The sequence below is a fragment of the Streptomyces sp. NPDC048338 genome (assembly GCF_043201055.1).
Lineage (GTDB): Bacteria > Actinomycetota > Actinomycetes > Streptomycetales > Streptomycetaceae > Streptomyces.
The window spans coordinates 70,950-96,111 of the sequence record NZ_JBICYQ010000011.1 but is presented as its reverse complement, the minus strand read 5'-3'; the positions used below and the strand labels follow the sequence as shown (position 1 = coordinate 96,111).

Annotated in this window: 26 protein-coding genes and 1 pseudogene; 16 read left to right on the top strand and 11 right to left on the bottom strand. The window is 71.5% G+C overall.

Going from position 1 to position 25,162, the window contains the following annotated elements; all coding sequences use genetic code 11:
* The first annotated feature begins 42 nt into the window (after positions 1-42).
* From ACGFZF_RS24995 to ACGFZF_RS24955, 9 genes are all read left to right on the top strand, one after another.
* Positions 43-360 (top strand): hypothetical protein, encoded by a 318-nt coding sequence (locus tag ACGFZF_RS24995; RefSeq protein WP_393557476.1) that lies wholly within the window; start codon positions 43-45, stop codon positions 358-360.
* Positions 357-1,415: an AAA family ATPase gene (locus ACGFZF_RS24990; RefSeq protein WP_393557474.1), complete on the top strand. Its 1,059-nt coding sequence runs from the start codon at positions 357-359 to the stop codon at positions 1,413-1,415. The genes ACGFZF_RS24995 and ACGFZF_RS24990 overlap by 4 nt, the downstream gene beginning before the upstream one ends.
* A gap of 303 nt (positions 1,416-1,718) precedes the next feature.
* Positions 1,719-1,886, top strand: a complete 168-nt coding sequence (locus ACGFZF_RS24985) for a hypothetical protein (RefSeq protein WP_393557473.1) — start codon at positions 1,719-1,721, stop codon at positions 1,884-1,886.
* Positions 1,883-2,212, top strand: a complete 330-nt coding sequence (locus ACGFZF_RS24980; RefSeq protein ID WP_393557471.1) for a hypothetical protein — start codon at positions 1,883-1,885, stop codon at positions 2,210-2,212. Before ACGFZF_RS24985 ends, ACGFZF_RS24980 begins: the two co-directional genes overlap by 4 nt.
* Positions 2,209-2,460, top strand: coding sequence for a hypothetical protein (locus ACGFZF_RS24975; protein ID WP_393557469.1), 252 nt, complete (start codon positions 2,209-2,211; stop codon positions 2,458-2,460). The genes ACGFZF_RS24980 and ACGFZF_RS24975 overlap by 4 nt, the downstream gene beginning before the upstream one ends.
* Positions 2,457-3,059 carry a hypothetical protein gene (locus tag ACGFZF_RS24970; protein WP_393557467.1) on the top strand — a complete coding sequence of 201 codons (603 nt, stop codon included), beginning with the start codon at positions 2,457-2,459 and terminating at the stop codon, positions 3,057-3,059. The genes ACGFZF_RS24975 and ACGFZF_RS24970 overlap by 4 nt, the downstream gene beginning before the upstream one ends.
* Before the next feature lie 286 nt (positions 3,060-3,345).
* Positions 3,346-3,732 (top strand): hypothetical protein, encoded by a 387-nt coding sequence (locus ACGFZF_RS24965; RefSeq protein WP_393557465.1) that lies wholly within the window; start codon positions 3,346-3,348, stop codon positions 3,730-3,732.
* Positions 3,729-3,944, top strand: coding sequence for a hypothetical protein (locus tag ACGFZF_RS24960; RefSeq protein WP_393557463.1), 216 nt, complete (start codon positions 3,729-3,731; stop codon positions 3,942-3,944). Before ACGFZF_RS24965 ends, ACGFZF_RS24960 begins: the two co-directional genes overlap by 4 nt.
* 53 nt (positions 3,945-3,997) lie before the next feature.
* Positions 3,998-8,197, top strand: a complete 4,200-nt coding sequence (locus ACGFZF_RS24955; protein ID WP_393557461.1) for a hypothetical protein — start codon at positions 3,998-4,000, stop codon at positions 8,195-8,197.
* 268 nt (positions 8,198-8,465) lie between these two features.
* Here the strand turns inward: ACGFZF_RS24955 and ACGFZF_RS24950 are convergent, their stop codons facing one another.
* The 7 genes from ACGFZF_RS24950 to ACGFZF_RS24920 all read right to left on the bottom strand — a co-directional run bounded on the left by ACGFZF_RS24950 (position 8,466) and on the right by ACGFZF_RS24920 (position 13,509).
* Positions 8,466-10,595 carry a cell division protein FtsK gene (locus ACGFZF_RS24950; protein ID WP_393557460.1) on the bottom strand — a complete coding sequence of 710 codons (2,130 nt, stop codon included), beginning with the start codon at positions 10,593-10,595 and terminating at the stop codon, positions 8,466-8,468.
* A complete protein-coding gene (locus ACGFZF_RS24945) occupies positions 10,592-10,966 on the bottom strand; it encodes a hypothetical protein (RefSeq protein WP_393557458.1) in 375 nt (124 codons plus the stop codon). The genes ACGFZF_RS24950 and ACGFZF_RS24945 overlap by 4 nt, the downstream gene beginning before the upstream one ends.
* Positions 10,963-11,139, bottom strand: coding sequence for a DUF6257 family protein (locus ACGFZF_RS24940; RefSeq protein ID WP_393557456.1), 177 nt, complete (start codon positions 11,137-11,139; stop codon positions 10,963-10,965). The genes ACGFZF_RS24945 and ACGFZF_RS24940 overlap by 4 nt, the downstream gene beginning before the upstream one ends.
* A complete protein-coding gene (locus ACGFZF_RS24935) occupies positions 11,136-11,432 on the bottom strand; it encodes a hypothetical protein (protein WP_393557455.1) in 297 nt (98 codons plus the stop codon). The genes ACGFZF_RS24940 and ACGFZF_RS24935 overlap by 4 nt, the downstream gene beginning before the upstream one ends.
* The gene (locus ACGFZF_RS24930) at positions 11,429-12,259 is read right to left on the bottom strand and encodes a DUF2637 domain-containing protein (protein WP_393557453.1); all 831 of its coding nucleotides are present in this window, start codon (positions 12,257-12,259) and stop codon (positions 11,429-11,431) included. The genes ACGFZF_RS24935 and ACGFZF_RS24930 overlap by 4 nt, the downstream gene beginning before the upstream one ends.
* A gap of 186 nt (positions 12,260-12,445) precedes the next feature.
* On the bottom strand, positions 12,446-13,039 hold the full coding sequence (locus ACGFZF_RS24925) for a DUF6907 domain-containing protein (protein ID WP_393557451.1): 594 nt from the start codon (positions 13,037-13,039) through the stop codon (positions 12,446-12,448).
* Complete coding sequence (locus ACGFZF_RS24920) at positions 13,036-13,509, bottom strand: DUF6907 domain-containing protein (protein WP_393557449.1); 474 nt, start codon at positions 13,507-13,509, stop codon at positions 13,036-13,038. The genes ACGFZF_RS24925 and ACGFZF_RS24920 overlap by 4 nt, the downstream gene beginning before the upstream one ends.
* A gap of 278 nt (positions 13,510-13,787) precedes the next feature.
* Here ACGFZF_RS24920 and purB point away from each other — a divergent pair, with 278 nt between their 5' ends.
* Both purB and mug read left to right on the top strand, forming a co-directional pair.
* Positions 13,788-15,230, top strand: coding sequence for an adenylosuccinate lyase (purB, locus tag ACGFZF_RS24915; RefSeq protein WP_147976948.1), 1,443 nt, complete (start codon positions 13,788-13,790; stop codon positions 15,228-15,230).
* Positions 15,227-15,787 carry a G/U mismatch-specific DNA glycosylase gene (gene mug, locus ACGFZF_RS24910; RefSeq protein ID WP_393557867.1) on the top strand — a complete coding sequence of 187 codons (561 nt, stop codon included), beginning with the start codon at positions 15,227-15,229 and terminating at the stop codon, positions 15,785-15,787. Before purB ends, mug begins: the two co-directional genes overlap by 4 nt.
* A gap of 76 nt (positions 15,788-15,863) precedes the next feature.
* Here the strand turns inward: mug and ACGFZF_RS24905 are convergent, their stop codons facing one another.
* A complete protein-coding gene (locus ACGFZF_RS24905; protein ID WP_393557447.1) occupies positions 15,864-16,253 on the bottom strand; it encodes a hypothetical protein in 390 nt (129 codons plus the stop codon).
* Positions 16,254-16,398: 145 nt separating this feature from the next.
* Between ACGFZF_RS24905 and ACGFZF_RS24900 the strand changes: the two genes are divergently transcribed.
* Complete coding sequence (locus ACGFZF_RS24900) at positions 16,399-17,556, top strand: ROK family transcriptional regulator (RefSeq protein WP_393557445.1); 1,158 nt, start codon at positions 16,399-16,401, stop codon at positions 17,554-17,556.
* Positions 17,557-17,664: 108 nt separating this feature from the next.
* On the opposite strand, the gene ACGFZF_RS24895 is transcribed toward ACGFZF_RS24900, so the two are convergent.
* Positions 17,665-18,405 carry a GntR family transcriptional regulator gene (locus tag ACGFZF_RS24895; protein WP_393557443.1) on the bottom strand — a complete coding sequence of 247 codons (741 nt, stop codon included), beginning with the start codon at positions 18,403-18,405 and terminating at the stop codon, positions 17,665-17,667.
* 281 nt (positions 18,406-18,686) lie between these two features.
* Positions 18,687-19,571: an RNA polymerase sigma-70 factor gene (locus tag ACGFZF_RS24890; RefSeq protein WP_393557441.1), complete on the bottom strand. Its 885-nt coding sequence runs from the start codon at positions 19,569-19,571 to the stop codon at positions 18,687-18,689.
* A gap of 115 nt (positions 19,572-19,686) precedes the next feature.
* On the opposite strand from ACGFZF_RS24890, the gene ACGFZF_RS24885 reads away from it, so the two are divergent.
* Positions 19,687-20,517 (top strand): alpha/beta fold hydrolase, encoded by an 831-nt coding sequence (locus tag ACGFZF_RS24885; RefSeq protein ID WP_393557438.1) that lies wholly within the window; start codon positions 19,687-19,689, stop codon positions 20,515-20,517.
* Positions 20,518-21,039: 522 nt separating this feature from the next.
* On the opposite strand, the pseudogene ACGFZF_RS24880 reads toward ACGFZF_RS24885, so the two are convergent.
* Positions 21,040-21,396, bottom strand: a pseudogene (locus ACGFZF_RS24880) (EamA family transporter); the annotation flags it as partial.
* A 160-nt stretch (positions 21,397-21,556) separates the two neighbouring features.
* On the opposite strand from ACGFZF_RS24880, the gene ACGFZF_RS24875 reads away from it, so the two are divergent.
* The 3 genes from ACGFZF_RS24875 (at position 21,557) to ACGFZF_RS24865 (ending at position 25,090) form a co-directional block, all read left to right on the top strand.
* Entirely contained in the window at positions 21,557-22,252 is a 696-nt protein-coding gene (locus ACGFZF_RS24875) for a response regulator transcription factor (RefSeq protein ID WP_393557436.1), read from the top strand.
* Positions 22,245-23,324, top strand: a complete 1,080-nt coding sequence (locus ACGFZF_RS24870; RefSeq protein ID WP_393557434.1) for a sensor histidine kinase — start codon at positions 22,245-22,247, stop codon at positions 23,322-23,324. The genes ACGFZF_RS24875 and ACGFZF_RS24870 overlap by 8 nt, the downstream gene beginning before the upstream one ends.
* Positions 23,325-23,590: 266 nt before the next feature.
* The gene (locus tag ACGFZF_RS24865; protein ID WP_393557865.1) at positions 23,591-25,090 is read left to right on the top strand and encodes a PLP-dependent aminotransferase family protein; all 1,500 of its coding nucleotides are present in this window, start codon (positions 23,591-23,593) and stop codon (positions 25,088-25,090) included.
* Positions 25,091-25,162: the final 72 nt, after the last annotated feature.

Below are 25,162 nucleotides of genomic sequence, written 5' to 3'. Positions count from 1 at the left end.
TTTCAAGAAGACTCCGCTGCGGGCGGTACGTCCGTAGCCACTGTGCCACACGTCGAGGCCGAGCAGGAACCCGCCGACATCCTGCGGGACTACTGGGCCGCCGCCAAGCAGCACTACCTCGCCGGCGACTACCCCGACTACGCGTCACTCGCCTGGCGAGCCCTCGAGCCCGACGACCCGCGCAAGCTGGCCGGCGCCCTCCTGTTCGCCGAGATGTGGCGCAAGTTCGGCGACGAGATCGCCCAGGACCTCGACAACGCGCTCGCCTACCGCGTGCCGTCCTGGCACGGCCCCACCCTCGACGAACTCAACCAGCGCCACGCAGACATGCTCGCGCGCAACCGACGGGAGGCTGCATGAGCCAGCCCGACATGTGGCCTGAGGATTGGGGAGCGGGCCCGCCTCTGGCCCTGGCGCCCCCTCCTGAGGTCGCGGAGACGGTGCTGCCGACCGTGTACAAGCAGGGTGGCTCTTACTTCCAGAACGTCCCGGCCACCCCGCCCGCCGTATGGGGCCGCGGCAGCGAAGTGATCTGGGCAGAGGGCGAAGCGCTCATCCTCGCCGCCCCCCAGGGCGTCGGTAAGACCACCCTTGCCCACCAGATCATCCGGGCCCGCATCGGCCTGCAGGACGGAGTCCTCGGCTATCCAGTGGCGCCCGGGAAACGAGTGCTGCTGCTGGCCATGGACAGGCCGTCCCAGACTCGACGGGCCGGACACCGCATCTTCGCCTACGACGATCCGGCGATCCTCAACGACCGGCTCGTCGTTTGGGAAGGGCCGCCGCCGTTCGACCTGGCTCAGCGCACGGACATCCTCGCCGCCATGTGTCACCAGGCAGGGGCCGACACTGTCGTCCTCGACTCGCTCAAGGACGCTGCCGTCGGCCTCTCCGATGACCAGGTCGGCGCCGGGTACAACCGGGCGCGCCAAATGGCGCTGAAGGAGGGAATCCAGGTCCTCGAGCTCCACCACCTGGTGAAGCGGGGACCGAACGGCGCGGCACCCAACACCATGGCCGACATCTACGGCTCGGTCTGGATCACGTCCGGTGCCGGATCCATCGTTCTGCTGTGGGGCGAGGCTGGCGACCCGGTCGTGAACCTGCGTCACCTGAAGCAGCCGATGGACGAGATCGGCCCGCTGCACCTGACGCACGACCACACCGCCGGCGTCACGAGGGTCACGCAGACGACAGATCTCCTTGAAATGGCCCGCGTTGCTGGCTCTGAGGGGCTTACCGCACTCGCTGCGGCCGAGGCGCTGTTCGAGGTGAAGAACCCCACCCGGGCCCAGAAGGAGAAGGCGCGCCGAAAGCTCGAGAAGCACGCATCAGCGGGCGAGCTGACACGCGTGGAGCCCGCGTACCCGGGCGGATCGGCGAGCTACTACCCCGTCAGCCAGGGGACGCCATGAGGTGCACGCAGGGGTGCACGCACCCGAATCGACGTGCACCCCGCACGGCCCGCACGGGAGGTGCACGCTCCCCGTAAACCCCCAGGTCACAGGTGCACGCACAGGTGCACGCAGGTGCACGGCCCTTAGGTGCACGTTTCCACCCCCCTCTTTAAGGGGGTGGAACGTGCACCCCCTCCCAAGAACGAGAAAGACAGGGGCCCACCCAAGCCCCCCACTCACCCCCTTCTGCTGCCGCCTTTCGACAGCAACCACAAACCAGGAGTCACTTTGAATCCGCAATCTGAGGCCACGAGGAAGGGCGTGTGCGACGCCTGGGACTTCTGGCTCAGTCAGCACGACATCAGCACCCCCGAACTCATTGAGACGGCAGTCAAGGAAGCCACCAGCGCTTGGCTCGACGCCAATACGGACCGGCTCATCGCTGCCGTTGCCGAGGTCGTCGCGCGGCAGGCTGGAGGGAACCGATGACCTCCTACGTCGAACAGGCCGTGCAGGCCCGGATAGCTGCGGCCAAGGCAAAGACGCAGCAGCAGGAGCAGGTACGGGGCGAGCTCGCCGGCCGACGCAAGGCCGGCCTCATGGCCCGTCACCGCGCAAAGGCCAAGCGCCGCGGGATCCGCCTCGGCTTCTGCGGCACCTGCGCCCGCCCCCTGATGCGCGGCACCTACCTGCTGTGCAGCAAAGGATGCGGCGCCAAGCTCTGCCGCGGCGGCGACCGCTGCACCCAGCAGCACAACACCCAGTGCCCCAACCGGCCCACCGCCTACACCGACAGTCCCGGGGAGGCGTCGTGACCGCACCCGCCCCGTTCCTGCGCACCGCCGCCCTCATCACCTCGGCGGCCCTCCGGGACGACGACACCAGCGTCCGCCACCTGCTGCACAACCTCACGCCCGAAGAGGCGGCGGCAGCCACCGAAGGATCCCTACTCGCCATGGCCGAACTGGTCCGCCAGTTCGTCGCCCCCGAAGCCATCCAGGCAGCCATCCGCGGGGCCCAAGTCCTCGCCCACGAGACCGCAGCACAAGGAGACCAGTCATGAACGCAGAAGAGATCCGCCAGCAGCTCGACGCCAAGGTCGCCCGCATCAACGGCCAGCGCAACCTGACCGCCGCCGCCAAGCGCACCATGCTCGCCCGCGCCTACATCCAGGCCCGCACCGCCCTCGACGAGCTGAAGGACCAGGAGGTGCAGACCGTCGCCCGCGAGCGCAAGAAGCTCGAGCGGAAGCTGTTCGGCACCACCGGGTTCAACCCCGACCCGCAGGCCGTCATCGCCTCCCGCGACGCCAACGACCGTGCAGCCCGCATCGAGTCGCCGGCCGAGGCAGAGCGCATGCTGCAGCGGGCCGAGCGGGACGGCGACAGCATCCTCGCGAAGGCCATCGCGTCCCGCGCTGCGGACTGGTCCGGTGACCCGAGCTGGGCGCGCGTCGTCCACCAGTACGTGGCCGAGCGGCCCGCGGAGGCCGAGACGCTGCAGGCCATGCAGTCGCTGCCCAACACCGACGACGCCATGTGGAAGATGAGCAAGGCGATCGAGTACGGCATCATGCCGCCCTCCGAGCTGGGTGACAGCCTGCATCCTCACCAGCTGGACGCGATCGCCTCGCAGCCGCTCGACGGTGACGTCGCAGCGTGACCCACGAACTCGGCGCCAACGGCACTCAGCGCTGCTGCATGACAGCGCCTGAGACCCATGGTGCGGACCTCTCAGCCGCACCAGCGCCGATGCCCCAGCCGGCCCTCACTCCAGCCGGCTGGGGCCCCCTGGGGGTGGGGGGATAGGGGGTATACGGCCCCCGCGGCGATCGGGACCGTATAGCACCTGACTGCCGCTGCACCCTGAATCGATCCCATGCGGCCCGCTGACCTGCGGGTTTACCCCGTCCACTGACGTCCCGTCAGGGAGAGTAGGAGGGCCACCCATGAGCCGTCAGACCATCACCGCAGGTCAGGCGCCTGTAGCCGTAACACCGACCCCGGGCGGGCTCGACGAGTCGGGCACCCGGCTGTGGGAGTCCGTGGCCGAGCCGTTCGACCTGGACGTCCATGAGCAGCTGATCCTGCTGCAGGCCTGCCGCACGGCGGACCTGCTCGACCGCCTGTCCCTCGAGGCGTCCCGGGGCCGGCTGACGGTCCGCAACGCCAAGGGCGAGGAGGTCACCAACCCGGTGATCACGGAGCACCGGCAGCAGTCCCTCGTCCTGGCCCGTCTGTTGGCGTCGCTGCGGATGCCGTCGGGCGAGGAGGACGAGCGTCCTCAGCGTCGCGGTGGGGCCCGCGGCTCTTACGGCGTGCGGTCTGTGGCGTGAGACGCCGTAGCCGTCCGGTCGACGATGCCGGTGCTCCTGCCTGGGTGGCGGAGTACCGGCCCGAGGACTGGTGGGTGTCGGACCTCGAGTGCCCCGCGGCCGTGGGGTACGGCCGGATCTCCTGGGCGGTCGCCTGCCGGGCTTGGCGCCGCGGGGAGAACCCGGAGCCGTACCGGCAACCGCCTGCCTGGTGGAAGTCGCGCAACAACTGATCTTGCTTAGACCTTTCAAGGGCCCGCGCCAGGACTGCCTGAAAGGGGGCAGCATGGCGATTCAAGTGGGGTCCGTCGAAGTCGACGTCGTCCCGAACACGAGAGGTATCTACGCCCAGTTGCGGTCGGGCCTGTTGGGGCCGGCGAACCGTGTGGGCGAGGACATCGGCCGCACGATCGGCCGGCACATCACGGTCAACGTGACGAACGCGATCCGCGACGGCGTGACCCGGGGCGGCCGGCAGGCGACCACGGCCGCGGCCCGGCAGGGTTCGGATGCCGGTGGGGCGTTCGGCCGCATGGCCCGTACCCGCATCGAGGCCGCTCTGAGGTCTCTGCCGGACATTCAGATCGGCGCCAACACATCCGAGGCGGACGCCGACATCCGGGCCCTGCGCGTACAGCTGGAGACGCTCGCCAGTCAGCGCGTCGGTATCGACGTGGACGCGGCGACGGCCCGCCGCCAGCTCGAGGAGCTGGAACGTGAGCTGACCCGCCTGGGGGCCTCGAGCCCTGATGTGGCGGTCCGCATCAACACGGCTGCCGCGGTCGGCGAACTGGCTGCGCTGCGAGCCGAGATTGACGCTCTGGACGGCCGGGACGTCGACGTGCGGGTGGATGCCGCGGTTCGCAGTTTCGGAATGCTGGTGACGGCTGCTGCCGCGTTCGGCCCCGCGATCCTGCCGATCCTGCCCGTGGTCGCGGCCGGCCTGGGCGCGGTCGCCGCTGCTGCTACTGCCGCGGGTGTGGGCCTGGGCGCGGTGGCTGCTGCTGCCGCCCCGGGGCTGAAGGACGTAGCGGGCGCTCTGCAGGCCCAGAAGGCCGCCCAGGACGCTGCGACGTCCTCGACGAACTCTGGGGCCGCCGCAGCCGTACAGGCCCAGCAGAGGGCCATTCGGCAGGCGTCGGCGACTCAGGGTCTGGCTGCGGCCCAACGTTCGGCAGCCCAGCAGATCTCCGCGGCCCGCGATCAGGTCGCCCGTGCCGAGCGCGGCGTCGTCGACGCCGAGGAACGGCTGCAGGACGCCCAGGACGCTTCCCGTCGCGCGCAGCTGGATCTGATCGAGGCGAGGAAGTCGGCGGCCCGCCAGCTCGAGGACCTGGCCACCCGGTACGAGTCGGCCCAGCTGTCGCAGAAGGATGCGGCCCTGTCGCTGGCCGAGGCGGAGGAACGTCAGCTCGAGGTCGCCAAGGACAAGAAGTCCACGGCCCTCGACCGTGAGCGGGCCGCCCTGGCGGTCGAGCAGGCGACGCTCCGCCTGAAGGAGCAGACGACCGAGACGAAGCGGCTGAAGCAGGAGACCTCCGAGGCGTCGAAGGCCGGGGTGGAGGGGTCGGAGACGGTCCGCGACGCCCAGGGCCGGCTGGCCGACTCGCAGGAGAGCGTGCGGGACCGTACCCGGGCCGTGGCGGATGCCCAGCAGGCCGTTGTGAAGGCCCAGCAGAACGTGGCCCGGGTGCAGCAGCAGGCCGCGGACTCCATCGCTTCCGCGCAGCGTCAGATCGCTTCGGCGCAGATGGAGACGGCGACGTCCTCGAGCGCCGCGGCGACGGCCCAGCAGAAGTACCAGGCCGCTCTGGCGAAGATGACGCCGGCGGCCCGGGGCACGTTCGACAGCTTCGTGCAGCTGCGGTCCGCGTTCTCCGCCTGGTCCCGGTCGCTGCAGCCGCAGGTGATGCCCATCTTCACCCGGGCGCTCGACGGCATCCGCCGCTCACTGCCGGGCCTCACCCCGTTCGTCGTGGCTGCCGCAGCGGCTATCGGTCGGCTGCAGGACAGGGTGTCGGCAGGGTTCAAGTCGCCCTGGTGGAAGCAGTTCAAGGCCGAGTTGTCCGGCGCCGTCGGCCCGGCGATCGAGGGCCTGGGTATCTCGTTCGGCCGCATCTTCAAGGGCATGGCCGGTGTCATCGACGCCTTCCTGCCGCACATGGACGGCATCTCGGACCGGATGCAGACGATGACGCAGCGGTTCGCGACGTGGGGCACCAGCCTGAAGGGGTCGCCGGCCTTCGAGCGGTTCCTGTCCTACGCGGCGGAGAACGGCCCGATCGTGTCCGACATGCTCGGCAACCTGGTGCGGGCGTTCTTCGACCTGGGGGTGGCCTTGGCGCCTCTGGCCGGGACGGCGACGTCGTTCCTCAACGCCATCGCTGCCGGGGTGTCCGCGGTGCCCGTGGACGTGCTGACCGCGCTGGGTGTGGCGTTCGCGTCCATCGCGATCGGGGCGAAGCTGGCCGCCATCGGCATGGCGATCTGGCGGGCCGCGGTCACGGCGGCCGGTATCGCGACGGCGGTGATGACGGGGCAGACGCTCGCCCTGAACGCGGCGATGCGGGCCAACCTGGTGGGCATCATCATCACGCTGATCATCGCCCTGGTCGTGGCGATCATCTACGCCTACCAGCATTCGGAGACGTTCCGCCGGATCGTGCAGGGTGCCTGGGAGGGCATCAAAGCCACGATCAGCTTCATCTGGAACAACGTCCTCAAGCCGGTGTTCGACGCTCTGGTGATCGCGTTCAAGGCGATCGGGGCTGCCGCATCGTGGCTCTGGACGAACGTCCTCAGCCCCGTGTTCGGCTTCATCGGCGCGGCGGCCCGGATCCTGGCGACGATCGTTCTGACGGTCCTCATCGTCCCTCTGGTGATCGCGTTCAAGGTCCTGGCCGCGGTCGGAACCTGGCTGTGGAAGAACGCGTTCGAGCCCGTGTTCACCGCCATCGCGGACAAGGCGCTGTGGCTGTGGAACAACGTCCTCAAGCCCGTGTTCGGGTGGATCGGGGACGCGGCCGTGTGGCTGTGGAACAACGCCATCAAGCCGGCCTTCGACAACTTCATGAGGCGCATGGACGCCCTCGGACAGGCAGCGCGCTGGCTCTGGGACCACATCCTCAGCCCGGTCTTCACCTGGATCGGGGACAAGGGCCGCTGGCTGTGGGACAAGGCCCTCAAGCCTGCTTTCGACAGCATCAAGCGGGGCGTCGAGTCCGTCGGCCGCTCCTTCGAGGACGCCAAGGGCTTCATCGAGAAGGCTTGGAACAAGGTCCAGGACATCGCGAAGAAGCCGGTCCGCTTCATCATCGATAAGATCTACAACGCGGGCATCGTCCCGACGTGGAACATGATCGCCAAGGCGTTCGGCGCCCCCACCATCGACAAGATGGAGACCAAGGGATGGGCGCGCGGCGGCATCCTGCCGGGCCAGTCCTCCTACCGGCAGGGCGACGACCAGCTCGTCCCGATGCGCCGCGGCGAAGGTGTCTACGTCTCCGAGGCGATGCGCGACCCCTACGAGCGGGCCCGCCTGCACGCCGTCAACCGGGCGGCCATGGCCGGCAAGCCCCTCGACCAGTACCAGGGGTTCGCCAAGGGCGGCATCTTCGACTGGGTCGGCAAGGCCACGTCCGCCACCGTGGACCTGGCCAAGAGCGGCGTGTCCTGGCTGAAGGACGGCGTCAAGGCTTCGGCGACCGCGGGCCTGAAGAGCGTCGTCGAACCGCTCATTGCCAAGATCTCCGGCTCGGCCTCCCTGTACCGCAGCATGATCAGCGGCATCCCCAAGAAGATGATCAGCTCCATCCTGGGGTTCTCCGGCGAGTCCGACAAACGCCTCGGTGAGGCCGGCATCGGAGGAGGCGGCTTCGCGCGCGCCCTCTCCTGGGCCCGCACGCAGGCCGGCCTGCCCTACCAGTGGGCGGGCAACGGCAATCCGTCCTGGGACTGCTCGGGCCTCGTCTCCGCGATCGAATCCGTCATTCGCGGCGAGAAGCCCCACCGCAGGTGGGCCACCGGCGCATTCGCCGGGAAGACTGCGCCCCCGGGATGGGTCCTCAACGGGCGCTCGCCCTACCGGATCGGCATCACGAACGCCGGTGTCGGCCACACCGCCGGCACCATCAACGGCGTCAACGTGGAATCCCGGGGCGGCGACGGAGTCGTCATCGGGTCCCGGGCCCGTGCCTGGAACGACAAGCTGTTCACCCACCAGTACGCCTACCAGGGCAAGTACGACAGCGGTGGCTACCTCCAGCCCGGTCTCAACCTTGCCTACAACGGCACAGGCCGGCCCGAGCCGGTGTTCACCAGCACCCAGGCTGCTGCACTCACCAGCAGGGCCACGGAGCCGACGGGCGGCGTGTTCGAGGGCGACCTGTACCTCGACTCGGGCGAGTTCATGGGCAAGGTCCACGGCGTCGTGGACCAGCGTCAGAAGCAGCTCGCCAGGGTTGTCCGGGCGGGCCGCCAGATATGAGAGAACACCACCGAGTCCTGCGCCGGCCCAGGCCGGGCGGTCAACCGTAGGGATATCCCCATGGTTGCCGGGCATGCGAAAGGGCCCCCTGGCCGTGAAGCCAGGGGGCCGTCCGTACCCCCTCTACCCGCGCTACCTTGCAGGTCAGAGCCCTCTACCACCCCTGCTACCGGGGTAAAGGGGCCCCGCTACTTTGGGGGCCCTCGAGAGGCTGCGCCGTAGTGCGGGCGAGGGGCGGTTGTAGAGGGGGAAGTAAAGCCCTCCCCCTCTACCTGGTCAGGTACTCCGCCGGGATGGCGCCCTCGATGTCGCGCCGGTGATAGCCCGCGCCGTTGGTGCCCTCGATCTTCACCTGCTTGCTGACGCGCTTCACGCCCGCCAGCTCGAGCTCCTTGGCCAGCTTCTCGGCGTCCCAGTCGCCGTAGGTGTCCTCGTCCATGACGACGAGCCGCTGCAGCAGGTCGCGGGTGAACATCCGCGGCGCGTGCCGCATCGCCTCCAGCACGTCGGAGACGACAGCCGGCACCCGGTAGCCGTGCTCGCCGGCCTCGGTCATGACGTCGCCCGCCGCGTCCCCGGTGAGCTGCCCAGCCTCCTTCCGCATGGCCCGGCCCTTGGCGCACAGGGCGTTGAACTCCGCCGTCGTCAGCAGGTCGTTCTTGACCGTGGCGAACGATGCCGGGCCGGTGACCAGGACGACGACGCCCTTGTGGTCCTCCGAGAGGACCGACGCGTCGGCGCCCATGGACGCCTTGCCCTTGCCGAGCACCATGTCGCTGGACGTCTGGTCGGTGACCTGCGTGCACGCCCGGATGGTGATGATCTCCCGGAGCTTGGTCGGCACCGACTCGGCGTCCGGGCGCTGGGAGGCGTAGTTGGAGATGAACCCGGCGGCCGGCCCTCGGCGAGCGATGCGCGCCATGTCGTCGATGACGGCCTTGCGCTCCTTCTCGTCGCTGATCGCGATGAAGCATTCCTGCAGCTCATCGACCGTGAAGAAGATGAACGGCATGTTGTAGCGCTCGACAATTTCCGGGGTGAGCTTGCCCTCGGGGCAGATGGACGTCGGGAGCTCCCGCAGGATCGCGAAGCGTCGTTCCATCTCCGTCAGCAGCTCGTCGAGCATGGCCTTGAACGCCTCGATGGCGTCGTCCTCGGCGCCGAGGACCAGGCGGTGGGCGACCTGCCGCATCTGCATCCAGTCCTGCCCGCCCTTGAAGTCGGCGACGTAGTGCCGCACGTAGGGGTCGAGCAGGCCGGCCGCGGTCAGGAGCCGCTGCGTGAACGTCTTCCCTCGCCGGGGGAGTCCGCCGAAGAACATCGACTGCCACACGACCGGCACCGCGACGCGGTTGCCGCGGGCGTCCTGCCCGAACGGGACCGGCTCCCACAGCGAGAAACGCTCCGCCTTCGCCAGCGGCGACTGCACCGGGTCCGCCAGGTAGGGGTCATCGTCGGCCACCCACATGGACACCCGGCCGGCGTTACCGCCCTGCGCACGTCGGACGCGGGCCATGACCACCTGGATCTCGTCTACGCCGAGCTCGGCGGCGATGGTGGTCCGCTTGGCGAGAACGTCCGCAGCAGTCTTCCCGCCGCCCTTCGGCAGGTCGAAGACCACTGCCCAGCCCTGTCCGTCGCGGACCGGGCCCATGATGCAAGAGACCTTCGGCCCCTCGTCGTCGCCCTTGCCGCTTTTGAGGAGGCCAGAAGCGCGCAGGGCGTCGTTGAGCTGCTGGGCGGACATGTCCACCCGCAGCGGCGGGGCGGCCTGGTCGAGCAGCTGCGTGTGCTCGCCGCGGCCGAGGTAGGCGAGCGGGGTGACGATCGCCCCGGCCATCCCGGTCTGCAGCAGCGGCGGAGCCAGGTACAGGCCGATCGCCGCGCCGGCCACGCCGACGGCCGCAGCCCCGAACCGCCACCTGCGGGTGCGGGTACGGGCCGCGTGCGCCATCTGCAGGCGGGTCGCGAGGTCGACGTCCTCCGGCTTGGCCCTGGACTGCGCTCGCAGCGCCTTGACGGCCGCTGTGTGGTCCTGCGCGGACAGGGTCGGCCACAGGCCCACCGTGGCCCGGTAGAAGCCACGGGAGGCCAGCCACACCGTCTTCACCGCGTACTTGGGGACGCGGATGCCATGGAAGCGGGTGTGCCACCAGCAGAGCCGCCCCAGCGCCTGGGTGTTGGCCTTGAGCAGGGCCGGGGTGCGGGCCCACACGGGCAGCACCGGCAGATCGGGAACGGTCAGCCAGTCGGCGAGCGGATTGTCCGGCAGGTCGACCGCCTCGACGACGTCCGGCTCCGCGGCCGGCTGCTTCGGGACGACGGTGTAACGCGGCTTGAGCAGGCTCACCTTGACGACGGCGTGCCCGTTCATGGGCCGCTCGAGGATGTCCGTCATGCGTGGCTCTCCTGTTCGGACGCCGGGATGGTGGCGTGGGCGGCAGCGGTCAGGTGGTCCATAGTTGCGATGAGCGCGTCCTCGGCCTGGTGCAGCTCGTTGGACAGGTGGGTCAGGCCCTTGATGAACGCGGCGCCCTTCAGAGCCCGCACGTACAGCAGCGCGTCGTACAGCTCGACGCACTCGGCGACCAGGCCGGGCTGGAACGCGTAACCGTCACCCAGCTGCTGGGCCCCGTTGCGGTGCTCCTGCCAGCGCCGGGCGCCCTGACGGGTGAGCTGCTTGCCCAGGTCCTCGTGCAGCTCTTCGTGCGACTCGTGGGCCCACGAGCGGCCGAGCAGGCCCCAGCAGAACTTCGTCAGCGGGTTCATCGCTGCTGTCCCTTCTCCTGGCGCTTGCGGGCCTTGTCGAGGATCCGTTCGACCTTGCGCTCGAGGTCGCCCTGGTGGACGGTCTCGCTCGCGAGGGAGCGCTTGCACATGCGGGCCACGTACCAGGCGACTTGAGCGCTCTCGCCAGCCGTCAGCTTCGGGTTGTCGGTCATCGCTTGCCCTTCTGGAAGTCGGCCCACAGGCCGCGCAGGACGAGAACGCAGATGGTCAGGGCGACCGCGGAGATGGCGAACGCCATGACGGAGATGGCGAGGGTGACCGCGAGGAACGGGGCGGCCACCCCCAGGGCGATCCACTTGCCGGTGTTCTGCTGCTGCACCGGGGCCGGCTGCTGTACGGGCTGGGTGACCTGCTGCGCCTGCAGGATGGCCATCACTAGGGCCAGCTGCTCGGAGTTGGCCTGAGCCTCGACGGCATCACGGGCGGCCCGCTCGATGTCGCTCACGACGCCCCCTCGGTGACCACGTCACGGCGGAGCTGGGTCGCGTCCCTGCGCGAAAGTCCGAGCTCGTCCTGCAGCTGCGCGATGGTCACACCGCGGCCGCCCGAGGTGACCGCCTGACGGTGCAGCCTCTTGGCCTCCCTGCGCAGATCAGCCGGGGTGCGGGTCACGATCTCGGTGACCACTTCCCGACGGGTCTCGGCCGGTACAGCTGCGGTCACCTTGCTGGTAGCGAAGTCATCCCAGACCGGCGACGCCGACGGCAGCTCCATGACCGGAGCAGTGACCACCTCGAGCGGTGGGAGGTCTTGCATAACATCCAAGTCCTCGGCCCGGTCGATGGTCACCGGGGCGGTCACCTCGACTACGCTCCGTGCACCAGGTGTCCCAGATGGGACAGTCACCTCCCGCGCGGCCAGGGCCTGATGAACCTGACGCATCAGCGCCCCGAACGCCAGCAGCGCGGCCGTGGGCGGCACGGCGGCCACCACGTAGTCCAGCAGCGGCACCTCGGCAGGGTTCCGGTCACCGGTCACGCCAGCCACGTTCAGGACGATGGAGCCCAGCGAACCGACCGCCGTCAGCACGATCGCCCAGACGTCGACACGGTGGACCAAGGCGGCACGCAGCCACATGATCTCCCCGGCGATGACGAACAGATCAAGGCAGGCCGGCCACGCCCACGCCCGGATCTCCGCGCTGCCCAGTCCGTGGCCGAGGGCCACCTCGGCCAGGTGCGCGTAGGACAGCCAGAACGCGATGCCCGTAAGGGCGATGATGACCACGCCGGCCGCGATGGCCAGGGCCCGCGTGGGGTCGATGTCCTTCACTGCTCGCCCACCTTTCCGAGAGCCACCCGCACCGCCCGGTGCGCGCAGAGATTGACGCCGTGCCTGTCGCCCAGCCGGCGCGCAGTACGGAGATCGGTCATGACGACCTGAATCGGGGGGATGACCCCGGACCCGAGGGCCGCCGCACGGATGGCGGCGGCCTCGGTCGGCCGCGGGATCGGCCACTTAGACGCCACGGGACGCCTCCAACACCGACAGCTCCCGGGCCAGCTTCCGCAGAGTCGACGCGTGCTCGACAAGCAGGCCGGCCGCCGCATCCAGACCGGCCGCGTTCAACTCGTGCCAGTCCTCGTCCACCTTCAGCACCGCGTGCACCCGGCCATCGATCGCGGAGAACGGCCGCTGCGCCAGCTGCACGCTCAGCACCGGCACCGGCCCGTGGCACGGGGTCTCGACCTCGGCGACATGCTCGACGCCCTGGTGCTCGATGTCCTCCCGGTACGCCTCAGCCTCGTGGATGCCGGTGCACCACGACGGCTCGGCCACCCGCACCGGACCGTGGTCGCCGGTCTCGACGGTCACCATGCCGTCCACCACGGGCGACTTACGGGCCACCCGCAGCGGCTCCTCGGGCAGCGCCGACCAGGTGCGGCCGAACACGTCCCGGTGCTGAAGGTGGGCCGACCGGTTCCACACGCACGGGTAGTCGGGCTGTCCCGGCTGCGGCGCCGCACACACGACAGGGTCACCGTCCAGGGCGCCCTGGTGCCACGCCAGCCGCTCCGGCGAGATCCCCTCGAGGGGGTCGCGGCCGGTCATCGACGGGCCTGCTTCCGGTTGAACGCCGCCACCTGACGGGCCTTGTGCCGCAGCTGCGACGCGAACGCAATGAGGTCGTCTGCCAGTTCCTCGGCCATCTCCGGCGTGAGGCGGGCCTCCTCGTCGGTGCCCGTGTCGACCAGCAGGTGGGCCTCGCGGCAGCGCGGGTCAGAGGAGGTCGGGTCGGACGAGACGGTGAGCGTCAGGTCCGTGTGCGAGGTGTCGGCGCTGAAGAACGTCGGGACCTGCGCGACGTCGGACGTCGAGTAGTGCGTGATGTCCTCGAGCTCGACGTTGCCCGTGCTGTGGTCGATCGTGCACCACTCCGGGCACTCGATGTAGACCTGCATGCGGCGGCCCCCGCGGCCGAGGACGGCGGGCACGATCCGGGGCTGCGGCGCCGGCTGAGCCGGGATGCCCGGCAGCAAGTTCACGGGGATGCGGGTAGCACGCTGTACGGTGTTGCTCATGGTTCGGTCCCTCTCAGGAAGGGTCGATGCCTAGGCCCTGGCCGGTGTGCAACCACCGGTTGGGGCCGTTCCCGTTTTCGGGAGGGCGGCTGCCTCTAGTTAACACCATCCGTTCCTAGTTAGCAACGGACTCTCTTCGTGGATTGCTACGGCAGACGTCTCACATTCGTCTCACGCGCCCACGCTCATGGGCGCGTTGACGTGCACCTTGACCTGCGCTTTCGCCCCCTCCATGGCGCTATCAGATCCTCCATGCGCACCAGGTAAACTCTGGTCACGTGACTGCTGCGACTGCAAAGCCCCGCATCCCGAATGTCCTGGCCGGCCGCTACGCCTCCGCGGAGCTCGCCGTCCTCTGGTCCCCCGAGCAGAAGGTGAAGCTGGAGCGTCAGCTGTGGCTCGCCGTGCTGCGTGCTCAGAAGGACCTCGGGATCGAGGTTCCCGACGAGGCCCTCGCCGACTACGAGCGCGTGCTCGACCAGGTCGACCTCGCCTCCATCTCCGAGCGCGAGAAGGTCACGCGCCATGACGTGAAGGCCCGGATCGAGGAGTTCAACGCCCTCGCCGGTCACGAGCACGTCCACAAGGGCATGACCTCCCGCGACCTCACCGAGAACGTGGAGCAGCTCCAGATCAGGCTCTCGCTGGAGCTGATGCGCGACCGCACCGTCGCCGTCCTCGCCCGCCTGGGCAAGCTGTCCGGCGAGTACGCCGAGCTGGTCATGGCCGGCCGCTCGCACAACGTCGCCGCCCAGGCCACGACCCTCGGCAAGCGTTTCGCCACCGCCGCCGACGAGCTGCTCGTCGCCTACGGACGCCTGGAGGACCTGCTCGGCCGCTACCCGCTGCGGGGCATCAAGGGCCCGGTCGGCACCGCGCAGGACATGCTCGACCTGCTCGGCGGCGACGCTGCCAAGCTGGCGGAGCTGGAGCAGCGGATCGCCGGTCACCTCGGGTTCGCCGAGGCCTTCACCTCGGTCGGCCAGGTCTACCCGCGCTCCCTCGACTACGACGTGGTCACCGCGCTCGTGCAGCTGGCGGCCGCTCCGTCGTCGGTCGCCAAGACGATCCGCCTGATGGCCGGTCACGAGCTGGTGACCGAGGGCTTCAAGCCCGGCCAGGTCGGCTCCTCCGCGATGCCGCACAAGATGAACACCCGCTCCTGCGAGCGTGTGAACGGCCTGATGGTCATCCTGCGCGGCTACGCCTCGATGACCGGAGAGCTGGCCGGCGACCAGTGGAACGAGGGCGACGTCTCCTGCTCCGTGGTCCGCCGGGTCGCGCTGCCCGACGCGTTCTTCGCCTTCGACGGCCTGCTGGAGACCTTCCTGACCGTGCTCGACGAGTTCGGCGCGTTCCCGGCCGTCGTGGCCCGCGAACTGGACCGCTACCTGCCGTTCCTGGCCACGACGAAGGTCCTCATGGGCGCCGTCCGCGCCGGTGTCGGCCGCGAGGTCGCCCACGAGGCGATCAAGGAGAACGCCGTCGCCTCCGCCCTCGCCATGCGCGAGCAGGGTGCCGAGCGCAACGAGCTGCTCGACAAGCTGGCCGCCGACGAGCGGATCCCGCTGGACCGGGCGCAGCTCGACGCGCTGATGGCGGACAAGCTGTCCTTCACCGGCGCCGCCGCCGACCAGGTCGCCGTCGTCGTCTCCCGTGTCGAGGAGATCGTCAAGCAGCACCCGGAGGCCGCCGGGTACACCCCCGGGTCGATCCTCTGACCGGGTTCACCCCGCAGGAGCTGGAGGCCGCCCGCGACCGCGTCATTCCCGACGTGGTGGCGGGCGGCCTTTCCGTCCTCTTCTGCGGGATCAACCCGGGGCTGATGTCGGCCGCGACGGGGCATCACTTCGCCCGCCCCGGCAACCGCTTCTGGCCCGTCCTCCATCTCTCGGGCTTCACCCCGCGGCGGCTGCGGCCCGAGGAGCAGGAGGAGCTGCTCGCGTACGGGCTCGGCATCACGAACGTCGTGGCGCGGGCGACCGCGCGGGCCGACGAGCTCTCCGACGAGGAGTTCCGGGAGGGCGGCCGGCGGCTGACCGCGCGGGTGGAGCGGGTGCGCCCCCGGTGGCTGGCGGTGGTCGGCATCACGGCGTACCGCACGGCGTTCGGGGAGCGGAGGGCGGTGATCGGGCCGCAGGAGCGGACGATCGGCGGGACGCGGATCTGGGCACTGCCCAATCCGAGCGGGCTGAACGCGCACTGGACCCTGGAGTCGATGGCCGAGGAGTTCGGCAGGCTGCGGGAGCGGGCGGGCGTACCGGACCGGCGGGTGTAGCGGGCCCGCGGGACGGTGGGCGAGGCGTCCGGGCGGAACGGCCGGCGGCACGGCCGGGGTGGAGTCGCGCGGGTGTTCAGGGAGGATCGACCTCGGTGACGCAGACGACGAGCCGGCGCTCCTCCTCGCCCGAGCCGGTGACGCCGAGGGCGACCCAGGCGGCCGGCTCCTCCGTCCGCCAGAGCTGGATGTCCGGCACCGCGCCGGCGAGCAGGTCCCAGGGCCTCGGTATCTCCTCCCCCGCCCCGGACCTGAGCAGGAGACCGGACAGGCCGACGAGGTGGGGTGGTCCCCAACGGGCGGCGAGGAGCAGGGCGAGGGCCTCCCGCTCGGCCTCCGCCCGGTCCTCTCCGGGCGCCTCCGGACAGGCACCGGAGGGGGCCAACTCGGCCAGGTGGTAGGGCTGGTCGGGGAAGGCGCGGGCGCGCAGCAGGTCGATGGCGGCGAGGTGCTGTGCGAGCGTCATGGGTCCAGTAAAGCGGTGGGCACCGACAGCTGGTGATCCGTCAGGAGGGCGGCGAGCGCCGTCCACGCCACGGGCGGCGCTCGCCGCCCTCCGGTCCATTGAGTAACATCCGGCAGAACATGCGCGCGAGCTGGGAGGACACACGGTGGGGAGGCTGACCGGCGGGGACCCGTCGCTGCTGCGGCGGATCAATTCCGCGGTGGTGCTCCATGCCCTGCGAGGCGCCGACGCGCTGACGCTCACGGATCTGACCCGGATCACGGGCCTGTCCCGGCCGACGGTCGAGGGCGTCGTCGAGGGGCTCATCGAAGGCGGGCTGGTCGTCGAGGCCGCTCCCGAGGAGGGTGAGGCGCGACGCCAGGGGCGGCCGGCCCGGAGGTTCCGGTTCCGCGCCGAGGCGGGGCATCTGCTGGGCATCGAGATCGGCCCGCACCGGGTCGCCGCGCTGCTCTCCGGCCTGGACGGGCGGATCATCGGCGCCGGTGCCCGGGAGGTCTCGGAGGCGGCTCCGGAGGACGAGCGCCTGGAGCGGGTCCGTACGGTCGTCGCCGACGTGCTCCGCAGGGCCGGCGTGCCGCGCGCGAACCTGCGGGCGGTCGGCGTCGGAACTCCGGGCATCGTGGAGGCCGACGGCACCGTCCGGCTCGGAACGGCGCTCCCCGGCTGGACCGGACTGCCGCTCGGTGAACGGCTGCGGAGGTCCTTCCGCTGCCCGGTGCTGGTGGAGAACGACGCCAACGCGGCGGCGGTCGCGGAGCACTGGAAGGGTGCGGCGACCGACTCGGACGACATCGTCTTCGTGCTGGCCGGGCTGAGCCCGGGCGCGGGCTCGCTGATCGGCGGACGGCTGCACCGCGGGTACGGCGGGGCGGCCGGGGAGATCGGCGCCCTGCACCTGCTGGGCCGGGGCGTCACTCCGGAGCACCTGCTGTCGACGACGGACGAGCCGCTGCACCCGCTGGACGAGCAAGCCGTCGCGAAGGTCTTCGCCCTGGCACGACAGGGCGACGCGCGGGCGGAGGCGGCCGTCGAGCGCTTCACCCAGCGGCTGGTCCACGACGTGGCGGCGCTGGTGCTCGCGCTCGATCCGGAACTGGTGGTGATCGGCGGCTGGGCGGCCGGCCTGGACGGAGTCCTCCAGCCGTTGCGGGACGAACTGGCCCGCTTCTGCCTGCGCCCCCCGCGGGTGGTCCTGTCGATGCTGGGCGAGGCCGCCGTGGGTACGGGCGCGCTGCGCCTGGCCCTGGACCATGTGGAGGAGCAGCTGTTCGCGGTGGAGGGCACCGTCACCGCCCGCCGCTGACACGAGCCGACGACGAAGGGACGGGCGCCCGCGTCGCGGGCGCCCGTCCTTTCGTGGTGCGGGGTTCGGTCGGCCGGACGGGAGTTCCCGCCGGCGGGCCGGGTGGTGTCAGGAGGCCATGACCAGGTCGCCGGAGTCGCCGAAGGTGAGGCGGCAGGTGTCGGCGCGGTACGTGGCCAGCGAGACGGCCGCGGTGCGGCCCTCGGAGAGGTAGCGGGTCGTCACGACCAGGACGGGAGCGCCGGGCAGGCGGTCCAGTTCCTTGGCGTCGTCGGCACGCGCGGAGCCGAGTTCCACCGAACGGTCCTGGCCGTCCAGGGCGAGGCGCTGGAGTTCGCGCAGCACGCCGCCGGCGCGGGCGGGGCCGGAGGGGACACCGGCGGCGGACAGTCCGGGGACGGAGCCGGACGGCACGTAGAGGAGCTCGGCCGCGACGGGCTGGCCCTCCGTGACGCGCAGCCGGCGCACGATGTGCACCTGCTGGCCGGGCTCGATGTCGAGGAGACGGGCCACGGCGGGCGGGACCGCGTCGGTGGCCGAGTCCACGGACTGCCAGGTGTCCTCGCCGACGCCGGGCCAGGTGTGCTGGGTGGTGGAGACGTCGACGCCGACCCGGGGCGGGGCGACGGTCGTGCCCACGCCGCGGCGGCGCTGCAGGCGGCCTTCGAGCTCCAGCTGCTCCAGGGCCTGGCGGAGGGTGGCCCGGGCGACGCCGAAGCGCGCGGCCAGGTCCCGCTCGTTGGGGAGGATCTCACCGACGGCGAAGTCGGAGTCGAGCGCCTCGCCGATCACGGTCTTGAGGTGCCAGTACTTAGGCTCCGGCACCGTCTCCAGCTGCGTGGTCCCCACCCTGATCCTCCGCAATCGCCGTGTCCCCGGCAGTTTTCCGCGCCCTTGTTTATTAAAGGTTCCTGCACTAACTCTGCGACCATAGGGCGGCGCACCTACTTGGTCAAGACCAATCCTGCGTCGGAGGCCCGCGTATCCGGGCATCCGGCGCAGTTCGTTCACAGGACGTTCGCGCCCGCGTGAGCCGTGCGCAGCAAAGCGCCCCGCCTCCGGGGGCCGGAGACGGGGCGGGGGTGGCGGACGCGGCGTGGCGGGCGTGCCGCCGACGGGGCGGCGCGGGGTCAGGCGGCGGGCACCGCGTGCAGCTTGTCGGGGTTGCGGACGATGTACAGGCACTGGATGCGGCCGTCCCGCACCTCGATCTGGAAGACGGAGTCGGGCTTGCCCCCGGTCAGGGCGACCAGCGCGGGGCCGCCGTTGAGCTCCACGACGCGGAACTCGAACTCGGCCTGGGCGCCCTCGGAGACGGCGACGAGGAAGCGGCCGACCTTGTCGGCGCTCTCGATGATCCGCAGCGGCGCCTTGGTCTTTCCGCCGCTGTCGCCGACGAGACGCACGTCCGGGGCGAGGAGCCTCATCAGCTGTTCGAGGTCGCCGCCGGCGGCCGCGGCCAGGAAGCGTTCGGTGAGGTCGCGCCGTTCGGCCGGGTCGACGTCGTAGCGCGGCCGGCCCTCGTCGACGTGACGGCGGGCCCTTCCGGCGAGCTGCCGGACGGCCGCCTCGGAGCGGTCGAGCGCGGTGGCGATCTCCCCGAAGGGGAAGCCGAACGCCTCACGGAGCACGAAGACCGCACGTTCCAGGGGCGAGAGGGATTCGAGGACGACGAGCACGGCGAGCGAGACCGAGTCGGCGAGCATGGCCCGCTCGGCGGTGTCGGGCACGGCCGGCCCGAAGTCGGTGACGACGGGTTCGGGCAGCCAGGGCCCGACGTAGGACTCGCGGCGGGCCTTGATCCGGCGGAGACGGTCCAGGGCGAGCCGGGTGGTGATCCGTACGAGGTAGGCGCGCGGTTCGCGCACGTCGTCCCGGTCCTCGGCAGCCCAGCGCAGCCATGCCTCCTGGACCACGTCCTCGGCGTCGGCGACGCGGCCGAGCATGCGGTAGGCGACACCCGTGAGCATCGGCCGGTGTTCCTCGAAGACGTCGGTCAGTGTTTCGGTAGCCACCTCCCCATCCCAGCCGACCGGCCCGGCCCTGTCCAGTTTCCGTCCGGCCTCTTGAACTCGTGGCTACCGAACGGTAATTCTTGCTGACAGGGTGTCTAAGGCAGGGAGCAGGAGCATGTCCGAACGGATCTCTTTCCCGATCGCGTCCCCCGGGGGAACGCGCACGGTCTCGGTGGCCTACGAACGCCGGGGCGCGGGAACGCCCTTGCTGCTGCTCCACGGCATCGGTCATCACTGGCAGGCCTGGGAACCGGTGCTGGACGTCCTCGCCGCCGAGCGCGACGTCGTCGCCGTCGACCTGCCGGGCTTCGGCGCGTCCCCGGCCCTGCCGGAGGGACACGCGTACGGTCTCTCGTCGGTGGTGCCCGTGCTGGGCGCGTTCTGCGAGGCCGTCGGCATCGAGCGGCCGCACGTGGCCGGCAACTCGCTGGGCGGGCTGCTCGCCCTGGAGCTCGGCAGGGAGAAGCTGGCCCGCTCGGTGACCGCCCTGTCCCCGGCCGGGTTCTGGTCGGAGGGCGAGCGCCGGTACGCCTTCGGGACGCTCCGGGCGATGCGCGCCGCCGCGCTGTCGATGCCGGTGCCGCTGATCGAGCGGCTGTCCCGCAGCACCGTCGGCCGCACCGCCCTGACCAGCACGATCTACGCCCGGCCCGGGCGCCGTTCACCGGAGGCCGTGGTCGCCGAGACGCTCGCCCTGCGCGAGGCCACCGGCTTCCGGCAGACCCTGGGGGCCGGCCGCGGCGTGCTGTTCACCGACGACGTCCCGGCCGTGCCCGTCACCATCGCGTGGGGCAGCCGCGACCGGCTGCTGCTCCCCCGGCAGGGCGTCCGCGCCAAGCGCACGGTCCCCGGGGCCCGGCTCGTCCGGCTGCCGGGCTGCGGGCACGTCCCCATGAACGACGATCCGGCTCTGGTCGCTCGGGTGATCCTGGACGGCAGCCGCTGACCCGCCCGCACCCGAGAACAGGCCCGTCCCCAGGGCCGCCCCGGCCGCCACGAGCACACTGCCGGCGGCCTGCGGGAGGCCGAAGCCACCGGTGGCGACGAAGGGCGCGCTCATGGCGGCGGCGACCGGGATCATGCCGGTGAACAGGGTGGCCCGCTCCACGCCGATGCGCTGGACGCCCATGTAGAAGGCGACGAAGCCGACCACCGTCACCACGGCCGCCTGCCAGACCAGCGCCCCGGCCTCCACGGCGGTCGGCACGCGCAGGAACGCGGCCCCGTCCAGGACGAGGCCCAGCAGGACCGACTCGGCGGCGGCGACGCCGCAGACCACGGCGGTGAGCAGGCGGGGTCCGAGCAGCCTCAGGACGGGCACGGCGAGGACGGTGAACCCGACCTCGCCGGCCAGGGCCCCGGCGGAGTAGAGGATGCCGGCCGGGTCGGTGCGGCCCCAGCCCTGCACCGCGAAGGCACCGGCGGCGACGAGCAGCGCGCCGAGCAGGACCGGGCGGCGGGGCCTGCGCCCGCCCAGGAGCGGCACGAGCACGGCCACCACGACGGGTGCGCAGCCGACGAAGACGCCGGGAACGGCCGGCTCGGAGGTGCGTTCGGCGGCGAGCACGGCGAGGTTGAAACCGACCATGCCGACGCCCGCCAGGACCGCGATGCGCAGCAGATGGCGGGCGGTCAGGCGGCGCAGCGGGGCGAGGCCGCCGGGGCCGAGGAGGGGCAGCAGGAGCAGGCAGGCGGCGGCGTAGCGCAGGGCCTGGCCGCCCGCGTAGGGGTAGGCGCCGAGCAGGCTGTTGGCGGTGAAGGAGGCACCGACCAGGGCGTAGGCGAAGGTGACGAGCAGCGTCCCTCGCAGGGTGTTCGCGTTCATGCTCCCGACGCTAGGAAGCGGGGCGGCCCGGGTTGAGGTCCACTTCCCCGGAGAGATCGGGGACCACTTCGGAGGGCGGGCCGCGACGGAGGGGCGGGGCCGCTTCACCTGCGCGGACGACGGCGACAGGGCGCGCTGGACAGCCCTTTAGGCTTCGGGCATGCGCGTACTGATCGTGGAGGACGAGCCCTACCTGGCCGAAGCCGTCCGGGACGGCCTGCGGCTGGAGGCGATCGCCGCCGACATCGCCGGCGACGGCGACTCCGCCCTGGAACTGCTCGGCGTCAACTCCTACGACCTCGCGGTGCTCGACCGCGACATCCCCGGCCCCTCCGGCGACGAGGTCGCCCGGCGCATCGTCGCCTCCGGCAGCGGCATCCCGATCCTGATGCTCACCGCCGCCGACCGGATCGACGACAAGGCGTCCGGGTTCGGGCTCGGTGCGGACGACTACCTCACCAAGCCGTTCGAGCTGCGGGAGCTCGTCCTGCGGCTGCGGGCCCTCGACCGCAGGCGCGCGTACCTCCGGCCCCCGGTCCGCGAGATCGCGGGGCTGCGCCTGGACCCCTTCCGCCGGGAGGTCTTCCGCGACGGGCGCTACGTCGCGCTCACCCGCAAGCAGTTCGCGGTGCTCGACGTCCTCGTCGCCGCCGACGGGGGTGTCGTCAGCGCCGAAGAGCTCCTGGAACGGGCCTGGGACGAGAACACCGACCCCTTCACCAACGCCGTCCGCATCACCGTCTCCGCACTGCGCAAACGGCTCGGCGAACCATGGATCATCGCCACGGTGCCGGGTGTCGGCTACCGCATCGACGGCGGCCCCGGTACGGCCGGCCCCGGCAGCGGGCATGCGTAGACGCCGGGGGCTCAGCGCCCGGCTGAGACTCACCCTCAGCTACGCCGGGTTCCTCGCCGTCGCCGGGACCCTCCTCCTGGCCGTGGTGTGGGTGTTCCTGCTGCGCTACGTACCCGACACCTCCCAGGGCCTCCTCGGGATCGCGCCCAACCGCTACCTCCTGGTGCGCACCTTCGCCCCCGCCGCGGCCGTGGCGATGGGCTTCCTGCTGGTGTTCGGCCTCGTCGGCGGATGGGTCCTCGCCGGCCGGATGCTCGCACCGCTCACCCGGATCACGACCGCGGCACGGCGGGCGGGGAACGGATCACTGTCCCACCGGATCCGCATGGAAGGCCGCCAGGACGAGTTCCGGGAACTCTCCGACGCGTTCGACACCATGCTCGAGCAGCTCGAGTCGCACGTGGCCGAGCAGCGGCGGTTCGCCGCGAACGCCTCCCACGAACTGCGCACGCCGCTGGCCATCTCGCAGACCCTGCTCGACGTCGCCCGCAAGGACCCCACGCGGGATCCGCAGGAACTCTTCGCACGCCTGCAGGCCGTGAACACGCGCGCGATCGGCCTCACCGAGGCGCTCCTGCTGCTCGGCCGCAGCGACCGCGGGAACTTCACCCGCGAGGACGTCGACCTCTCCCTCGTCGCCGAGGAGGCCGCCGAGACCCTGCTCCCCCTCGCCGAACAGCGCGGGGTCACGCTCGACGTCACCGGCGGAGCGACCCCGACCGCCGGATCCGCCGAGCTCCTGCTGCGGATGATGACGAACCTCGTCCAGAACGCCGTCGTCCACAATCTCCCCGCCGGCGGCACCGTGACGGTCCGCACGGAGTCGCGGGGCGACGTGAGCGTGGTGCGGGTCGAGAACACGGGGCAGCCGCTCCCGCCGGAACTGGTGCCGACCCTCACCGAACCCTTCCGGCGCGGAACCGAACGCGTACGCACCGACGAGCACGCCGGTGTCGGCCTCGGCCTCGCGATCGTGCGGAGCGTCGTCGACGCCCACGGCGGGACCCTCGACCTCGTCGCCGGCCCCGCCGGCGGTCTCCTCGTCACGGTGCGGCTTCCCGGCCTGCCGTAGGCGTCGTCCCCGGGCGGCCACCGTCCGGATCCGGCCGGGCAGCGCGTCGGTCACCGTTCGACGGGGTTCCCGCGGATGCCCGATCCTCCGGGAGGCCGGGGCGGGGGGCGGCGGCTGCCACCATCCTCGACCGCGGTGAAGGATGGTGGCGGAGCACCGGTGCCCGGGACGGCACCACCGGGGAAGCGGCGCGTACGCGCCGGAGGGGGAGGTTCTCGATGCGGGACCACGGAGGGACGCGCGGGCGGGGACGGCGGGGCGGCGCGATGACCGCGGCGGGCGGACAGCCGGCCTGGGAGCTGTTGCTGCCGGCGGCCGCGGCACCGGCACGGCGGCGGGGCAGGGCGCTCCAGGAGGCGCTGCGCGAGGCGGTGCGCACGGGGCGGCTGACGGCCGGAACCCGGCTGCCTTCGAGCCGTGACCTCGCGGCCGATCTCGGCGTCTCCCGGGGTCTCGTGACGGAGGCGTACGAGCAGCTCACCGCCGAGGGCTACCTGCGCAGCGACCGCGGCTCGGGCACCTGGGTGGGGGACGCGGCTCGGGCGGCGGCGCCGGAGGCCCGTGGTCCGGCGGACCGCGGACCGGCCGTGCGGGTCGACTTCCGTCCCGGCACGCCCGATCTCTCGCTCTTCCCCCGGTCCGCCTGGTCGGCGGCCCACCGCTCCGTGATGTCCCGGCTGCCCCATGGCGCGCTCGGGTATCCGGACCCGCGGGGGCTGCCCGAACTGCGTACGGCGCTCGCCGCGATGCTGGCGCGCCGCCGCGGGGTGGTGGCCGATCCCGAGCGGCTCGTCGTGTGCTCCGGGGTCGCGCAGGCGTCGACCCTGCTCGGCTTCGCCCTGCACGCCCGCGGTCTGCGGACGGTGGGGATCGAGGATCCGGGGAGCCCTGAGCACGGGCGGCTCTTCGCCTCGACCGGGCTGGACGCGCTGTGGCTGCCCATGGACGAAGAGGGTCTGCTTCCGGGCCCGTTGGCGGCCTCGGGGGTACGGGCCGTGGTCCTGACGCCCTCCCACCAGTTCCCCTCCGGGATCGCCTACTCCGCGGGCCGACGGGCGGCGCTCCTCGACTGGGCCCGGCGCGTGGACGGCTGGATCATGGAGGACGACTACGACGGGGACTTCCGCTACGACCGGGCACCCGTCGGCGCCCTGCAGGGGCTCGATCCGCGGCGGGTGGTGTACGCCGGATCGGTCAGCAAGTCGCTCGCGCCGGGGCTCCGGCTCGGCTGGATGCTGGTGCCCGAGGGCATGGTGGACGAGGTGGTGGATCGCAAGCGGACCATGGACCTCGGGAACCCGGCCCTGGACCAGGCGCTGCTCGCGGAGTTCGTGGCGCGCGGCGGCTACGACCGGCAGCTGCGGCGCTGCCAGCGGGCCTACCGGGAGCGGCGGGACGCGCTGGTGGCCGCCCTGCGGCAGGAGCTTCCGGGGACGCGGGTGAGCGGAATCGCCGCCGGGCTGCACGTCATCGCGCGCGTGCCGGGTCGATACGGGCCGCCCCGGAGCTTCCTGGAGCGGGCCGCCGCGGCCGGAGTGGCGCTGCGCCCGCTGGAGGACTACGGCACGGCCCGTCCGGCGGACGGCGACGTCCGTCTGGTCATCGGGTACGCGCACCTCGGTCCCGCCGAGATCGCGCGGGGCGTCCGGCTGTTGGCACGGGCCTGCGCGCCGTCGGGCGGCGGGGGCGGTGGCCGGCCGGCACCGACGGTGCCTGCCGGCCGCACTCCGACAGGGGGCCGATCAGTCTCCGACACAAGCGACTGAAATCGGTCACTAAGCTCATAGATGGGCGCTTAACCCGTCAGTCACAAAGCGTTCGTGATCACGCAACACCAC

Coding starts and splice junctions, on each gene's coding strand:
- ACGFZF_RS24865 (WP_393557865.1), top strand. CDS start 23,591: ATGACCGCGGCGGGCGGACAGCCGGCCTGGGAGCTGTTGCTGCCGGCG.
- ACGFZF_RS24945 (WP_393557458.1), bottom strand. CDS start 10,966: ATGAACCCGCTGACGAAGTTCTGCTGGGGCCTGCTCGGCCGCTCGTGG.
- ACGFZF_RS24955 (WP_393557461.1), top strand. CDS start 3,998: ATGGCGATTCAAGTGGGGTCCGTCGAAGTCGACGTCGTCCCGAACACG.
- ACGFZF_RS24980 (WP_393557471.1), top strand. CDS start 1,883: ATGACCTCCTACGTCGAACAGGCCGTGCAGGCCCGGATAGCTGCGGCC.
- ACGFZF_RS24940 (WP_393557456.1), bottom strand. CDS start 11,139: ATGACCGACAACCCGAAGCTGACGGCTGGCGAGAGCGCTCAAGTCGCC.
- ACGFZF_RS24965 (WP_393557465.1), top strand. CDS start 3,346: ATGAGCCGTCAGACCATCACCGCAGGTCAGGCGCCTGTAGCCGTAACA.
- ACGFZF_RS24875 (WP_393557436.1), top strand. CDS start 21,557: ATGCGCGTACTGATCGTGGAGGACGAGCCCTACCTGGCCGAAGCCGTC.
- ACGFZF_RS24950 (WP_393557460.1), bottom strand. CDS start 10,595: ATGACGGACATCCTCGAGCGGCCCATGAACGGGCACGCCGTCGTCAAG.
- ACGFZF_RS24920 (WP_393557449.1), bottom strand. CDS start 13,509: ATGAGCAACACCGTACAGCGTGCTACCCGCATCCCCGTGAACTTGCTG.
- ACGFZF_RS24885 (WP_393557438.1), top strand. CDS start 19,687: ATGTCCGAACGGATCTCTTTCCCGATCGCGTCCCCCGGGGGAACGCGC.
- ACGFZF_RS24925 (WP_393557451.1), bottom strand. CDS start 13,039: ATGACCGGCCGCGACCCCCTCGAGGGGATCTCGCCGGAGCGGCTGGCG.
- ACGFZF_RS24870 (WP_393557434.1), top strand. CDS start 22,245: ATGCGTAGACGCCGGGGGCTCAGCGCCCGGCTGAGACTCACCCTCAGC.
- ACGFZF_RS24970 (WP_393557467.1), top strand. CDS start 2,457: ATGAACGCAGAAGAGATCCGCCAGCAGCTCGACGCCAAGGTCGCCCGC.
- ACGFZF_RS24990 (WP_393557474.1), top strand. CDS start 357: ATGAGCCAGCCCGACATGTGGCCTGAGGATTGGGGAGCGGGCCCGCCT.
- ACGFZF_RS24905 (WP_393557447.1), bottom strand. CDS start 16,253: ATGACGCTCGCACAGCACCTCGCCGCCATCGACCTGCTGCGCGCCCGC.